Genomic DNA, 14,185 nt, shown 5'->3' with positions numbered 1-14,185 from the left:
TGGCAGCCGAGCACAATGAATACACCGCAACAGGCCCCCGACCGGGGCCTTGCTTCCATGTCACCGGCCTCTTTCGGCCTGGTCATGGCGACAGGCATCGTATCCCTTGCCGCCGCCATGCTCTCCCTGCCCCGGGTGGCGCACTTCCTGTTCAAGCTGAACATTCTTTTTTTTGCCGTGCTGTGGGCGCTGACCCTGCTGCGCCTGGCGAAGCATTCCGGGCACTTCCTGCGCGACATGGCCGACCACATGCGCGCGCCGGGCTATTTCACCATGGTGGCCGGCAGCGGCATCGTGGGCGAACAATTCGTGATGCTGTACGGAAACTACCAGGCGGGCTGGATTCTATGGGGCCTGGCCGCCACCCTGTGGGCTGTGCTTATTTATGCAATTTTCGCCGCCCTGACCATACGTGCCGACAAGCCCGGGCTGGACAGCGGCCTGAGCGGAAGCTGGCTGCTGGCGGTGGTGGCCACGCAATCGATCGCCGTGCTGGGCGGCGCGCTGGCCGGCCATGGCGGGCCCATCGACGCTGCGCCCCTGGATTTCATCGCCCTGTCGATGTGGCTGTGCGGCGGCATGCTTTATGTATTGATCATGGCGCTGATTTTTTTCCGCTACCTGTTCCTGCGCTTTTCACCCGCCGACCTGTCTCCGTCATACTGGATCAACATGGGGGCCATGGCCATTTCCACCCTGGCCGGCACCCAGTTGATCGCCATCGCGCCGACGTCTCCGCTTCTGGCGCCCATTCTGCCCTTCATCAAGGGACTGACCCTGTTCTTCTGGGCCGCCGGCACGTGGTGGATTCCATTGCTGCTGGTGCTGGGTTTCTGGCGCCACGTAATCATGCGCTTTCCCATTCGCTACGACCCGCTCTATTGGGGGGTAGTGTTTCCTTTCGGCATGTATGCCGCCAGCACGCACAGCCTGATCCGGGTGCTGGAGCTCGATTTTCTTGCCCTGCTGCCCATCTGCTTTCTGTATGCGGCCATGGCCGCCTGGCTGGTGGCCTTTGTGGGGCTGACGCACGATATGGGCCGGCGCCTGCGAAAGAAGCCGACAGTCTAAAAAAACCAAAAAAATAGTCTCCAACAAACGGTAAAATGCCGCAACAACAATGGAGACACCATGCACACGCCCAGGTTTTGTCGAGCCCTGCTTTGCGCCGCAACTTTGGCGGCATTGGCATCTTGCGGCGGCGGCTCTTCGTCGCACGCCGAAATTCCGCCCGAGCGTGTCCCGGCTGCCGTGGCGCAACTCGACGACCTGGCCGCCCAGATCATGGAGCGCTCGGGCATTCCCGGCTTGGCGGTCGCTGTCGTGCACCAAGGCAAAACCGTGTACGCCAAGGGCTTTGGCGTACGCAAGGTAGGCGAGTCCACGCCCATCGACCCCGAGACCGTGTTCCAACTCGCCTCGGTGTCCAAGTCGATCGGCGCCACCGTGGTCGCCACCCAGGTGGGCAAGGAACGGGTCTCGTGGGACACCCCCATCGTGCGCGACCTGCCCTGGTTTTCGCTGAACGACCCCAAGACCATCGCCCAACTTACCGTGGGCGACTTCTATTCTCATCAGTCGGGCCTGCCCGAACATGCGGGCGACGACCTCGAAGAGCTGGGCTATACACGCCAAGAAGTCATGGAGCGCCTGCGCTTCCTGCCGTCGGCACCCTTGCGCAGCCGCTATGCCTACACCAACTTCGGCATTACCACCGCGGCCCAGGCCGTGGCCACGGCCGCGGGCGTCGATTGGGAAGACCTGTCCCGGGAAACCATCTATGCTCCCTTGGGCATGGCCGCGACCAGTTCGCGCTATGCCGACTTCATCGCCCGCGGCAATCGCGCCTATCCGCACATCCGTGCCAGCGACGGCGGTTTCGAGCCCGGGCCGATACGCCAGCCCGACGCGCAGACGCCGGCGGGGGGCGTCAGCTCGAACGTGCTCGACCTGGCCCGCTGGATGAACCTGGTCCTGCACGAAGGCAAGTACGAAGGCCGGCAGCTGATTCCGGCCGACGCCCTGTTGCCCGCCATCAGTCCGCAGGTCATGACCTCGCCGGCTTCCGAAGGCCGGGCGGCCGGCTACTATGGATACGGCTTCAATGTCTCCACCTCGCAGGCCGGCCATGTCCAGCAAAGCCATTCAGGCGCCTTCCTGATGGGCGCGGGCACCAGCTTCTATCTGCTGCCCGCCGCCGACACCGGCATCGTGGTCCTGACCAACGCCCTCCCCGTGGGCGCGGCCGAGGCGCTTTGCCTTTCATATCTCGATCTGGTTCAACTGGGCCATGTAAGCCGCGACTGGTATGCCTTGGTGGAACCCTCATTTACCGACATGACCAAGCCCTTCGGACGGCTGGCCGGCCAGGCATTTCCCGACAGCCCGGCGCCGGCCCTGCCCGCCCATGCCTATGCCGGTGCCTATGGCAACGACTATTACGGCGATGCCAGGGTCGAGCAGCGCGGCGACGAGCTCGTCCTGTTGCTGGGCCCGGTTCCCAAAGTGCTCTCTCTGCAACATTGGGACGGCAATGTGTTCGTGTTCGAGCCCGACGGTGAAATCGCGCCCGCCGGCTCGCGCTCTGCCGTCGACTTTGCCATCGGCCCGGGCGGCGTGGCGGACAGCCTGGCGATAGAGCTGTACGAAGAAACCGGCCTGGGCACGCTGTCGCGGCGCTAGCCCGCAGCCGGGCTTTTGCTTACCGGGTTAACACCACTTTAAGCTTCAAGCTTTTATTCTTAAGATGGGGTTCGGTGCATGGCGTAAGCGCACCCGCAAAAAACCTTACAACATCAAAGAGACAAGAATCATGGCCCAGACCCGACGCGAGTTCATTCAAACCGGCATCAGCCTGGCAGCGCTCTCCATGCTTGGCGCGCCGGCCTTTGCGCAATCCATCGACAACCTCATCATCGCGTACAACACCGGTGTGCCCAACTGGGATCCCACCACCGGTGCCTCGGGGGTCAATCCCAAGCTCCAGCCCATCTACCTTACGGTGTTCGACCGCTACATCCAGCAAGAGCCCGACCTCAGCTTCACGCCCGGCCTGCTTACCAAATGGGGCTTCAGCGACGACAAAAAGCACATCCACATGACAGTGCGCGAAGGCGTCAAGTGGCATGACGGCTCCAGCTTCGGCCCCGAAGACGTGGTCTTTTCGCTCGAGCGCGCGGCCGATCCCAAATCGGGCAACCCGGGCCAGTTCGTGTGGGGCAAGTTCGGCAACTACAAGATCGACGGCAATACCATTACCGGCGACGTGCTCGAATACGAGCCCACCGTCTTCAAATGGATGGCCTTTCTTACCGGCTACGTGCTTCCCAAGGCCTATTTCGAAAAAGTGGGCCCCGAGGGCTTCGAAAAAGCGCCCATCGGCACCGGCCCCTATAAAATCGACCACTATGAACGCGGCGCCTACGTGCGCCTGGTGGCCAACAAAGACTACTGGCGCGGCAAGCCCGCCTACGACGTGGTCACCATCAAGTTCGTGCCCGACGCCGCCAGCCGCGTGGCCGAGGTCGAATCGGGCAACTCGCACGTTACGCTTGAAATTCCCTACGAAGAATACGACCGCCTGAAGGCCAAGCCGGGCCTCAAGGGCGAGGCCTTCCCCGTGGCCGACGTCGGCATGATCTTCCTGAACGACATCGGCCCGATGGAAGACAAGAACGTGCGCCTGGCGGCCCATCACGCCATCGACAAGCAACTTATCATCGACCGCCTGCTGCGCGGCTACGGCGTGGCGCTGTCCACGCTCGAAGCGCCCGAATACGACGCCTTCGACCCCAGCCTCAAGTTCGAGTACGACCCTGAAAAAGCCAAGCAGCTGCTTGCCGCCTCGGGCTATTCCACCGACAAGCCGGTGCGCTTCAAGATCCAGACCACGCGCGGCTACAAGCCCAAAGACTACGAAATGATCCAGGCCATCGTGGGCATGTGGCGCAAGGTGGGCATCCAGGCCGACATCGAAATCTACGAAATCGCCAAGCACTTCGAACTGCGCGCGGCCGACCAGCTTGCGCCCGCCGCCTTCTACAACTGGGGCAATGCCATCGGCGATCCCACCACCTCTACCGGCCATGCCATGTTCGGCCCCTCGCCGCACTCGGTCTGGGACACCGACGACCTCGACGAGAAAATCATGCCCCTGTGGGGCGAAACCGACGAGGCCAAGCGCATCAAGGGCTGGCGCGATGTCGACGCCTACATTATGGAGCAGGGCTACGTCATTCCGCTGCTGCAATATGTCATGCCCGTCATCCATTCCGACAAGGTCATCGTACCCCCGGCGGCCACGGGCGACGTCACTCCCGCCATGATGAAACCGGCCTAAGCTACCCAGCGCCTCCTTCCCTTCGCCCACTTCCGGGGCGGCCGGCACAGGGCCGCCCCGCCGCAACACAACGTAGCATCAATGCTGAAACCCATTCTTGCCAGGCTTGCCTCGATGGTGCTGACGCTGATCGGCGTGGCCATCGTCGTGTTCGTGCTGATACGCGTGGCGCCGGGCAATCCCATCGCCATGATGCTGCCGCCGGGCGCCACCCAAGACGACATCGCGCAGCTTACGGCCATGTACGGGCTGGACAAATCCCTGTTCCAGCAGTTCGTCATCTGGGCCGGCAATGCGCTGCAGGGCGACTTCGGTACCTCCATCACGCTGCGCCAGCCCGTTTCCGAACTGGTGCTTGACCGCCTGCCCGCCACCCTCGAGCTCTCGCTGCTGGCGCTGCTTATCGCTGTCGCGCTGGGTGGCGCCACCGCCGTCCTGGGTGCGCGCGAACGCGGCCGCGGCCAGGAGGCCGGCGTCGACCTTTTCAATGGCATCACGCTTTCAATACCCGACTTCCTGTGGGGCCTGCTGCTTATTCTGGTGTTCGGCGTAATGTGGCCGGTGCTGCATATTTCAGGACGCGTCTCGCCGCACCTCGACCTGCCCTTCGTCACCCAGTTCTACCTGATCGAGGGCCTGCTGCGCCTGCGCTGGGACCTGGTGGCCGACCTGCTGGCCCACATGATCATGCCGGCCCTGGCGCTGGCGCTTCCGCTGGCGGCCATCATCTCGCAGTTGCTCAAGCAAGGGCTCAAAGAGGTGCTCGAGCTCGACTATGCGGTGCTGGCCCGGGTGCGCGGCTTTACCGAAACCCAGGTCATCCTGCGCGAGGCCCTGCGCAACGCCGCCCTGCCCACGCTCACCCTCATCGGGGTGCAGTTCACCTTCCTCATCGGCGGCACCGTCATCGTCGAACGGCTTTTCGCCTACGAAGGCCTGGGCAACATGGCCATCGACGCCGTCATCAACCGCGACCTGCCCCTCATCCAGGGCATCGTGCTCACCTTCGCGGGCCTGTTCATATTGATCAACCTGGCGGTCGACCTGGCCTACACCTTCCTGAATCCGAGGCTGCGCCATGGCTGAAGCCACCGTCTCCGGCTCGCACACCCAACCGCGCGCCCGCGCCCGGCGGCGCAACCTGCGCCTGTGGCTGTCCGCCGCATGGCTGCTGCTGTTGGTCGTGGCGGCCGTGTTCGCCCCTCTTATCGCACCGCACGACCCGCTGGCGCAAGACCTCATGCTCGAGCGCCTGCCGCCCATGGGCCTGAGCGGCGCCGAGCCGGGCTTTCTGCTGGGCACCGACAGCCTGGGCCGCGATGTGCTCTCGCGCCTGATCTTCGGCGCGCGCATCGCCCTCACCGTCGCGCTGATCGCGGCCAGCGCCGCCTGCCTGGCCGGCTCGGTGCTGGGCCTGCTGGCCGGCTACTTCGGAGGCTGGGTCGACCGCATCGTCTCGCGCCTGGTCGACGTCTGGATGGCTTTTCCGCCGGTGCTGTTTTCCATACTGCTGGTGGCCGTGCTGGGTACAGGCCTTACTTCCGTCATTCTTGCCATCGCCATCATCGACTGGACGCGCTTCGCGCGCGTGGTGCGCGCCGAAACCCTGGTGCAGTCGCGCATGGACTACGTGCATTCGGCCCGCATCGGCGGCGCTTCGCGCCTGGCCATCCTGGCGGGCGAAGTGCTGCCCAACGTGCTGCCCACCATCGTGGCCCTGCTGGCTCTTGAAATGGGCGTGGCCGTCATCGTCGAAGCCATACTCAGCTTCGTGAACCTGTCGATTTCTTCCGACATGCCCACCTGGGGCGGCATGATCGCCGAGGGCCGCGCTTCCATCCACTTCAGCTGGTGGGTCCTGGCCGCTCCGCTGGTGGTGCTGTTTCTTACGGTCCTCGCATTCAGCCAGCTGGGCGAGGGCCTGAAGGCGCGGTTCGACCCGCTTATGCGATGAGGCAGCCATGAGCCGACACCACAATCCCCCTGTCGACGCTTCCGCCCCCACCCTGCAGGTGGAAGGACTGAACGTCGCGGTGCGCGGCGGCCCCGCCCTGCTGCGGGCCGTCTCGCTTACGGTGCAGCCCGGCGAAGTGCGCGCACTGGTCGGTGAAAGCGGCGCCGGAAAAAGCATGATAGGCAAGGCGGTGCTGGGCGTGCTGCCGCGCGGCATAGAGCAGGCCTCGGGCAGCATCAGGCTACAGGGCGCATCGCTGGAAGCACTCAGCCCTGCTGCCCGCCGCCAGACCGTGGCGAGCGTGGCCTCGCTCATTCCCCAAGACCCTCTTACCGCCCTGAACCCTTCGCGGCGCATCGGCGGGCAGATCACCGACCGCCTGGTACGCCGCCTGGGATGGAGTTCTCGCGATGCGCACGCCCGGGCGCTGGAACTGCTTGATCGGGTGTACATACGCGACCCCGCCCGGGTAATGGCCGCCTATCCCCACGAACTGTCGGGCGGCATGCGCCAGCGCGTGCTGATCGCCGCCGCGTTCGCGCCGCGCCCCAGCCTGATCGTCGCCGACGAACCCACCACCGCCCTCGACGTCACGGTGCAGAAGCAGATCCTGCAGCTCATACGTGAACTGCAGGCCGAGACCGGCACGGCGGTGCTGTTCGTTACCCACGACATGGGCGTAGTGGCCAAGGTCAGCCAGACCGTCACGGTACTGTTCGACGGCAAGGTGATGGAAGACGCCCCCACGGCGCAGTTGCTGGCCCAGCCCGGCCATCCCTACACGCGCGCGCTCATCGCCGCCACACCGCGCTACACACATCCGCACGAGCCCCTGCGTCCGGTTCCCGACGAGCTCGTGGCCCGGCTCCGGCAAGAAGTGGCTCGGGGCGATGCCAATACCGCCGGCGCCACAAGGACAGCCGCATGAGCGCGCCGCTTTTCCAGATTTCCGACCTGGGCCTGACCCTGCCCGACATGTCGCGCAAGCCCCTGCTGGGGCGCGCGCGCCGCATCGAGATCCTCAAGCACGTCTCCTTCGATCTTGCCCAAGGCGCCATCACGGGCATCGTGGGTGAAAGCGGTTCGGGCAAGACCACGCTGGGGCGCGTGCTGGTTCGGCTGCTGACCCCCACGTCGGGGCGCGTGGTGTTCAAGGGACAGGACATCGGCAGGCTGGACGAACCGGCGCTCAAACCGCTGCGCCGCGACCTGCAGATGATCTTCCAGGACCCTCTGTCGTCGCTGAACCTGCGCCATACCGTCGGCCATATCGTGGCTACGCCGCTGGAGCGCTATGGCGTCGGCAATGCCCGGCGCCGCGCCCACGAAGCGCTTGAACGTGTCGGGCTGCCGGGCGATTTCGCCAGGCGCTATCCGCACGAGCTGTCTGGCGGCCAGCGCCAGCGCGTTGGCATTGCCCGGGCCGTCGCGCTGGAGCCCGCCTTCATCCTGGCCGACGAGGTCGTCTCGGGGCTGGACGTGTCGTCGCAGGCCCGGGTGCTGGCCCTGCTGAAAGAGCTGGCCGCCGACATGAACCTGACCATCGCCTTCATCAGCCACGACTTGTCTGTGATACGCAGCCTGTGCGATGCGGTCATCGTGCTCGACCGCGGCTCCATTGTCGAAGCCGGGCCATGCGATCAGGTGTTCGACTCGCCGCAAAGCGCGGTAACCCGGCAGCTTATCGACGCCATTCCCCTGCCCGAGGTCGACGACTCGTGGTTCGACCGGGCCGCCGTGGCCCCGGCATAACGCTGTAAAGCGCTACGCCGACCGCAGCAAGGCCTCGAGCCTGGCCCCTGTTTCAAGAACCCGGGCATCGTGAAACTTGTGCCCGACAATCTGCAACCCCAGAGGCAGGCCCTGCGAACAGCGGCCCATCGGCAGGCTAAGCGCCGGCTGGCCCGTGATGTTGAAGGGGTAGGTATAACCACCGCTTTGCTGGAACCAGTTCTGGGCCGGGGCCTGGTTGGCCTGCCCGGGCTCGAGCGCGATGGGCGCGGGGCCCGGAGCCATGGGCGTAAGCAGGATGTCGACGTCGTTGAACACGCGGCCCAGGTCGACCTGCATCGTGCGCAGGCGGTTGCGCGCCGCGGACAGGTCGGCGATGCTCATGGCCTTGCCCTCGCCATACAGCTGCTGCAGGCCCAGGCCCAGCTTGAGCCGCTGTGATTCCGGCCAGTCCATAAAAGACTCGACCATGCGCGAGCGCCATATCTGCCACATGGCGTCGGCGCAATCTTGCGAACGCGCATCGACTTCATGGACTTCGTGGCCGGCGGCGCGCAGCAGATCGAGGCTGGAATGGAAGGCGGCGGCGACTTCTTTGCTGGGTTCAATACTGGAACCCAGCAGCAACGACCATCCGAACCGCAAGGGGCGATTCGATTCACCCTGCCTGCGCGGAAAGGTGGACGCCAGGTCGACCGGATCGGCATGCGCCAGTACTTCCATGGCAATGCGGCAGTCTTCGACCGAACGGGCCAGCGGCCCCAGATGGGCAAAATCGGCGAAAGCGCTGGACGGCACCATGGGTATGGCACCGAACGTAGGCTTGAAGCCCACCAGCCCGCAGTAAGAGGCGGGAAGGCGCACTGAACCGCCCGCGTCGCTGCCCAGAGCCAGCGGGCCCCAGCCCGCCGCCACGTGCGCGGCGGCGCCGCTGCTGGAGCCGCCCGCCGAGCGCGCCGGATCAAGCGGGTTGCGCGTAAGGCCGTGCAGGGGGTTATCGGAACGTATGGTCCAGCCGAACTCGGTGGTGGTGGTTTTGCCGAACAGCACGGCCCCGCCCCGCCGCAGGGGCGCCACGCCCGGCGCATCGTCGGCAGCGGGCCCGGCATCGGCCAACACGAGGGAGCCCCGGCGCGTGGGCCAGCCGCGTACATCGGAAAGGTCTTTGACCGACACCGGCACGCCATCGAGCGGACCCAGCGGCGTGCCCGCCTGATAGCGCAGGGCGGACTCGCGCGCGGCCTCGAACGCATGTTCCCAATCGAGATGGCAGAATGCGTTAATGGTTGAATCGCCCTCTTCGATGGCCGACCTGAGGGCCTGAAGCACGTCTACGGGCGTGCAGACCTCGTCGCGAAATGCCCGCGCCAGCTGGGCGCAGCCCAGGCCGAGCAATTCGCTGCGAGCCGCCACGGGATCGACCCCGCCCATTACTTGCCGGCCTCGAAGGTCTCGAACTCTACGTTGGCGTATGCGCCGTCGACTTTTTCGAAACGGCGGATGTACTGGTTCTGCACCACGTCGCGCGTTTCGGGATCGATGCGCATGTGGCCGCGCGGGCTTTCAAGCTCGAGCCCCTTGAAGGCCTCGATGAGCTTGGCGCCGTCGGTATCGCCCTGGGTTTTCTTGAGTGCCTCGTAGATGGCGGCCATGCCGTCGTAGGCGGCCGTGGCCATGATGGCCGGACGCGCGTTCTTGCCGCGCAGCTTTTGGAACTGCTCGACGAACTGGCGGTTGAGATCGGAATCGTGATGCATGGAATAAGGATAGACGGTGACCACGCCCACGCCATTTTCGCCGATGACGTCGACAATGGGCTCGTCGACGATGTCGCCGGTGCCGATCAGCTTGATGCCGTCGGCCTCGAGCTTGCGGGCGCGGAACTCTTTGAGAAGGGCGGGCGCCACGTCGCCGCCGTTGACGAAGGCGAACACCACGTCGGGCTTGGCGTCTTTGACGCGCATGATGTAGGGCGAGAAATCGACCGTGACGATGGGGGTGCGGACCGTGCCCACGATCTTGCCGCCCTCGGCTTCGAACGCCTTGATGAAGGCTTTTTCGGCGTCCAGGCCCGGCGCGTAGTCGGCCGCGATGACATAGGCGGTGCGCGCCCCTTCGCGATAGGCCCACTTGGCGATGGGCGGCACGGTGGTGGTGACCTCAAACGAAGTGCGCACCATATAGGGCGAGCGCGAAGGCAGGTTCTCGCCGGCCGCGTTCATGACCACCATGGGCACCTTGGCCTGGGTGGCGACGGGCGCCGCGGCCAATGCGCTGGGGGTAAACACGAATCCCGCCAGGAAGTCGGCCTTTTCACGCACCACCAGTTCCTGGGCATGGCGCTTGGCCACCTCGGGGTTGGCGCCGCCCGTGTCCTTGAAGATGACCTCGACCCGCTTTCCGGCGACCGTGTCGCCGTGCATGGCCTGGTAGGCTTTGACGCCCGCCTGCATCTGCTGGCCAAATTCTGCGAAGGGGCCCGTAAGCGCGGTGATCAAGCCTACCTTGACGACTTCTTCGGCGTGAACGCCCGAGGCTGCCGCCAGGGCGCCGGCAATAAGGGCCAACTTGCAATGTTTGAGCAATGACATGAATGTACTTCCTGTGTTGAGGTCCGGCAATTGTATGCAACGAGAAATGCGACCCACAATAAGCGTTTCTCCCTAGCTATGGAAAATTTATTCCAGCATCACGCTCAAGACAAGACAAAAGGTTTCAAAAGCCGCATGAAAAAAGGGCCTTATAAGAAAAATATGGAGGTTTATAAGCTGTATCGACCGTTGTCGATTTGGCGAAGCCCGTTTCCGGCTTGCAACGAAGCGCCTTCATTGCATGCAATGCGGGGCTATATCCTTGAAACCCGTAGTCGGTGAGACTGAAGCGGCTACTCCAGCACGCTGACCGATTCGACATGGGCCGTATGGGGAAACATATTGACCACGCCACAGGCCTTCAGGCGGTAGCCGCCCCGGTGCGCCATGATGGCCGCGTCGCGCGCCAGCGTAGAGGGGTTGCACGAGACATACACGATACGGCGGGGCCTTTCTGCCGGGGCAAGTGCGGCCAGCGCCTCGGCCACGGCGCGGGCGCCCTCGCGCGGCGGATCCAGCAGCATCAGGTCGAAGCGGCCCTGTGCTCGCAGCCAGCCGGCATCGACCTTGAACAGATCGACGCAGGCAAAGCGGGTCCGCGCCAGAAGGCCGTTGTCGGCGGCGGCCCGCCGAGCCCGCTCGAGCAGCCCGGCGCTGCCTTCGACGCCAAGCACCTCTTTTGCCTCGGTGGCGAGCGGCAAGGTGAAATTGCCCAGGCCGCAGAACAGGTCCAGCACCCGGTCGTCCGGCCCCGCCTCGAGCAGGTCGAGCGCCCGCGACACCAGCGCGCGGTTGGCGGCAAGATTCGACTGTATGAAATCGGTGGGCCGAAACCGCATGGCCAGGCCGAAGCGCGGCAGGCCGTAAACCAGTTCGTCCCGCATCGCGCCGTCGCCACCCCCCATCGCCGCATCGAGCGGAGCGGCCGTCTCCGGCCCGCCGGGTTGCAGCCACCACGCTACGCCGTGCCGGGCGGCGAACAGACGCAGCTGGTCGAGATCGTCATCGCCAAGCGGAAGCAGATGGCGCAGCACCAGTACGACGGCCCCGTCGTCCCCCGCCGCGACCTCGATCTGCGGGATTCTATGCGGAATGGACAAACCCGCCACCAGTCCATGCAAGGGCTCGAGCAGATCGGAGACGGCCGCGGGCAAGACATGGCACACGCGAATGTCGGCCACGAAACTGCTCTTGCGCTCATGAAAACCCAACAGCACCCCGCCCCGCGCGGGGATGAAGCGCAGGGCCAGGCGCGCCCTGTGCCGATAGGCCCAATCGGGCCCATGCAACGGCGGCAGCATGCACGCCGGCGTCAAGCCGCCGCGCCGCAACGCCTCTTCCAGTTCACGCTGCTTGAACGCAATCTGGGCCGCCGCATCGGCGTGCTGCAGCACGCATCCGCCGCAAACGCCGAAATGCGGACAGCGCGGCGCGACCCGCTGGGAAGACGCCCGCAGCACGGTCCGGACACCGCCCACCGCGTAATTAGGCTCGTCGCGCTCTATGGCCGCCCGTACCCGCTCGCCCGGCAACGCGCCTTCGATGAAGAATCGCTTGCCCTCGCGCAGGGCGACTCCGCGCGCCCGCCCGTCCAGGGACTGGATGTCCAGCTCGACCGCGTCGGTCATGGCTTCAGAGGCCCGCCCGTGGACGGCCTGCCGCTACGAGAAGATCGGGTTCGCGGCCCCGAGGGCATGGCCTGCGCCGCGAAGTTCATGACTGCCACAGCGCCGAGCGATCGATGTCGGCCAGCGTGGGGGTGCCCGCCAGCGCCATGGCGATCTCGAGTTCGGTGCGCAGCATGTGCAGCACATGCACCACGCCCGCCGCCCCTGCCGCCGCCAGGCCGTGAACATAGGGGCGTCCGACGAGCACGGCACGCGCGCCCAGCGCCAGCGCCTTGAACACGTCGGTGCCCCGACGTATGCCGCCGTCGAGCAACACGGGGACCCGATCACCCACGGCATTGGCCACCTCGGGCAAGACCTCTATGGTGGCGGGCAGGCCGTCGAGCGTACGGCCGCCATGGTTGGAGACAATGATGCCTGCCGCGCCATGTTCCAGGGCAAGCCTGGCGTCGTCCGGGTCCATGATGCCCTTGACCACGACCGGCAGGCTCGTGGAGTCGACCAGCCAGCGCAGGTCGGTCCAGCGAGGCGCCTCGTTCAACAGGCCATCGCCGAACAAGGGACTGGCACCCGCCTGGGCCGTATGTGCCGCAACAGGCTTCATGCCCTGCAGGTTTACCGCCTGTATGCCGGCGGGCAAGGCAAAACCCGTCCTCTGTTCGCGGTTGCGCACGCCGTTGACCGGTGCGTCGACCGTCAGCACCAGGGCCTTGTACCCCGCCTGTTCGGCGCGCCGGACAAGCGCCAGGGTGAAATCGCGGTCGGGCTGTATATATAGCTGGAACCACAGCGGCGCATTGGCGCTTGCAGCCACGCCCGCCAGCGCTTCCAGCGATACACTGGCCTGCGTGCCCACCACCATGCCCGCGCCCATTGCGCAGGCGGCCAGGCAAGAGGCCTGCTCGCCCTGGGGATGAGCCAGTTTCTGAAAGGCCACCGGGGCCAGCATGATGGGATGCTGCCAGACATGACCCAGCAGCTCGACCCGGGTGTGGGCCTGGCGCATGTCGGCCAGCACACGCTGCCGCAGGCGAATGCGGCCGAACGCGGCGCGGTTCTCGGCGCATGTCAGCTCGTCGCCCGACGCGCCATCCAGGTAGGCCCAGGCGGCCTCTGTCATGCGTTGCCGGGCATAGGGCTCGTAATCGGCCACCGCGGCGATCTGCGGCGGAATCTGTGCCAGGGGCGGCAAAGGTTTGTTCATGTATCCGACCACTCGCGGATGAGGTTGTGGTACACCCCCGTGAGGCGAGGCAGGGATTCGTGTCCCGGCTGCGACCTGGCCACGCTCTGTATCGCATTGTCGAGCTCGAGCAACATGGCGCGGCGGTGGTCTTCACGCACCAGGCTTTGTATCCAGAAGAAGGCGGCAAGGCGCACGCCCCGCGTAACCGGCGCAACCCGATGCAGGCTGGAACCGGGGTAGACCACCATGTGCCCGGCCGGCAGCTTGACAGTGTGAGCGCCATAGCTGTCTTGCACGATGAGCTCGCCACCCTCGTATTCGCCAGGTTCGCTGAAGAACAGGGTCGCCGAAATGTCGCTGCGCACGCGCTGCGGCGAGCCGGGCACGCCGAAGATGGCATTGTCGATGTGATCGCCGTATTGGCCGCCGCCCTCGTAGCGATTGAAGCGCGGCGGCAGCACACGCTGCGGAAGGGCCCCCGCGATGAAGGCGGGATTATTGCTGAGGCGATTGAGGATGAGCTCGCCAATCTGCCGCCCAACCGGATGGTCGAGCGGCAACTGCCTGTTGCTTTTGGCTTCGGCCGCCACATAGCCGGCCGTCTCGCGGCCATCGGCCCACTCGGCCTGCTCGAGCGCCTGACGGCACTGGCCCAACTGCTCGGGCGTCAGCACGTCGGGAATCTTAAGCATCATGGAGGCCACCTTTGTAGAAGATAAAGAAAAACCGCTATAAATATAGCGGTTTTTCAGGGCC

12 protein-coding genes are annotated in these 14,185 nt (G+C 65.3%); 7 read left to right on the top strand and 5 right to left on the bottom strand.

Features of this window, described 5'->3' with window-relative positions:
* The first annotated feature begins 15 nt into the window (after window positions 1-15).
* From C7440_RS16040 to C7440_RS16010, 7 genes are all read left to right on the top strand, one after another.
* Window positions 16-1,071 carry a tellurite resistance/C4-dicarboxylate transporter family protein gene (locus tag C7440_RS16040; protein WP_116519228.1) on the top strand — a complete coding sequence of 352 codons (1,056 nt, stop codon included), beginning with the start codon at window positions 16-18 and terminating at the stop codon, window positions 1,069-1,071.
* Between the two features lie 60 nt (window positions 1,072-1,131).
* Window positions 1,132-2,682 (top strand): serine hydrolase, encoded by a 1,551-nt coding sequence (locus C7440_RS16035; protein ID WP_051019275.1) that lies wholly within the window; start codon window positions 1,132-1,134, stop codon window positions 2,680-2,682.
* A gap of 130 nt (window positions 2,683-2,812) precedes the next feature.
* Window positions 2,813-4,339 (top strand): ABC transporter substrate-binding protein, encoded by a 1,527-nt coding sequence (locus C7440_RS16030; RefSeq protein WP_017524562.1) that lies wholly within the window; start codon window positions 2,813-2,815, stop codon window positions 4,337-4,339.
* An 81-nt stretch (window positions 4,340-4,420) separates the two neighbouring features.
* Window positions 4,421-5,425: an ABC transporter permease gene (locus C7440_RS16025; protein ID WP_116519227.1), complete on the top strand. Its 1,005-nt coding sequence runs from the start codon at window positions 4,421-4,423 to the stop codon at window positions 5,423-5,425.
* On the top strand, window positions 5,418-6,293 hold the full coding sequence (locus tag C7440_RS16020) for an ABC transporter permease (protein ID WP_017524564.1): 876 nt from the start codon (window positions 5,418-5,420) through the stop codon (window positions 6,291-6,293). The genes C7440_RS16025 and C7440_RS16020 overlap by 8 nt, the downstream gene beginning before the upstream one ends.
* Window positions 6,294-6,300: 7 nt before the next feature.
* Window positions 6,301-7,221, top strand: coding sequence for an ABC transporter ATP-binding protein (locus C7440_RS16015; RefSeq protein WP_017524565.1), 921 nt, complete (start codon window positions 6,301-6,303; stop codon window positions 7,219-7,221).
* Window positions 7,218-8,045: an ABC transporter ATP-binding protein gene (locus C7440_RS16010; RefSeq protein WP_116519226.1), complete on the top strand. Its 828-nt coding sequence runs from the start codon at window positions 7,218-7,220 to the stop codon at window positions 8,043-8,045. Before C7440_RS16015 ends, C7440_RS16010 begins: the two co-directional genes overlap by 4 nt.
* Before the next feature lie 12 nt (window positions 8,046-8,057).
* Here the strand turns inward: C7440_RS16010 and C7440_RS16005 are convergent, their stop codons facing one another.
* From C7440_RS16005 to C7440_RS15985, 5 genes are all read right to left on the bottom strand, one after another.
* Window positions 8,058-9,455 (bottom strand): amidase, encoded by a 1,398-nt coding sequence (locus C7440_RS16005; RefSeq protein WP_116519225.1) that lies wholly within the window; start codon window positions 9,453-9,455, stop codon window positions 8,058-8,060.
* Complete coding sequence (locus C7440_RS16000; protein ID WP_017524568.1) at window positions 9,455-10,615, bottom strand: ABC transporter substrate-binding protein; 1,161 nt, start codon at window positions 10,613-10,615, stop codon at window positions 9,455-9,457. The genes C7440_RS16005 and C7440_RS16000 overlap by 1 nt, the downstream gene beginning before the upstream one ends.
* A gap of 293 nt (window positions 10,616-10,908) precedes the next feature.
* Entirely contained in the window at window positions 10,909-12,243 is a 1,335-nt protein-coding gene (gene rlmD / locus C7440_RS15995) for a 23S rRNA (uracil(1939)-C(5))-methyltransferase RlmD (RefSeq protein ID WP_116519224.1), read from the bottom strand.
* 85 nt (window positions 12,244-12,328) lie between these two features.
* Complete coding sequence (locus C7440_RS15990; RefSeq protein ID WP_040548591.1) at window positions 12,329-13,447, bottom strand: alpha-hydroxy acid oxidase; 1,119 nt, start codon at window positions 13,445-13,447, stop codon at window positions 12,329-12,331.
* Window positions 13,444-14,124, bottom strand: coding sequence for a Fe2+-dependent dioxygenase (locus C7440_RS15985; RefSeq protein ID WP_026067789.1), 681 nt, complete (start codon window positions 14,122-14,124; stop codon window positions 13,444-13,446). Before C7440_RS15985 ends, C7440_RS15990 begins: the two co-directional genes overlap by 4 nt.
* Between the last annotated feature and the right edge of the window lie 61 nt (window positions 14,125-14,185).

The sequence above is a fragment of the Pusillimonas noertemannii genome, assembly GCF_003096595.1.
Classification (GTDB): domain Bacteria; phylum Pseudomonadota; class Gammaproteobacteria; order Burkholderiales; family Burkholderiaceae_B; genus Pusillimonas; species Pusillimonas noertemannii.
This window is presented reverse-complemented; position numbering and strand designations above follow the sequence as displayed.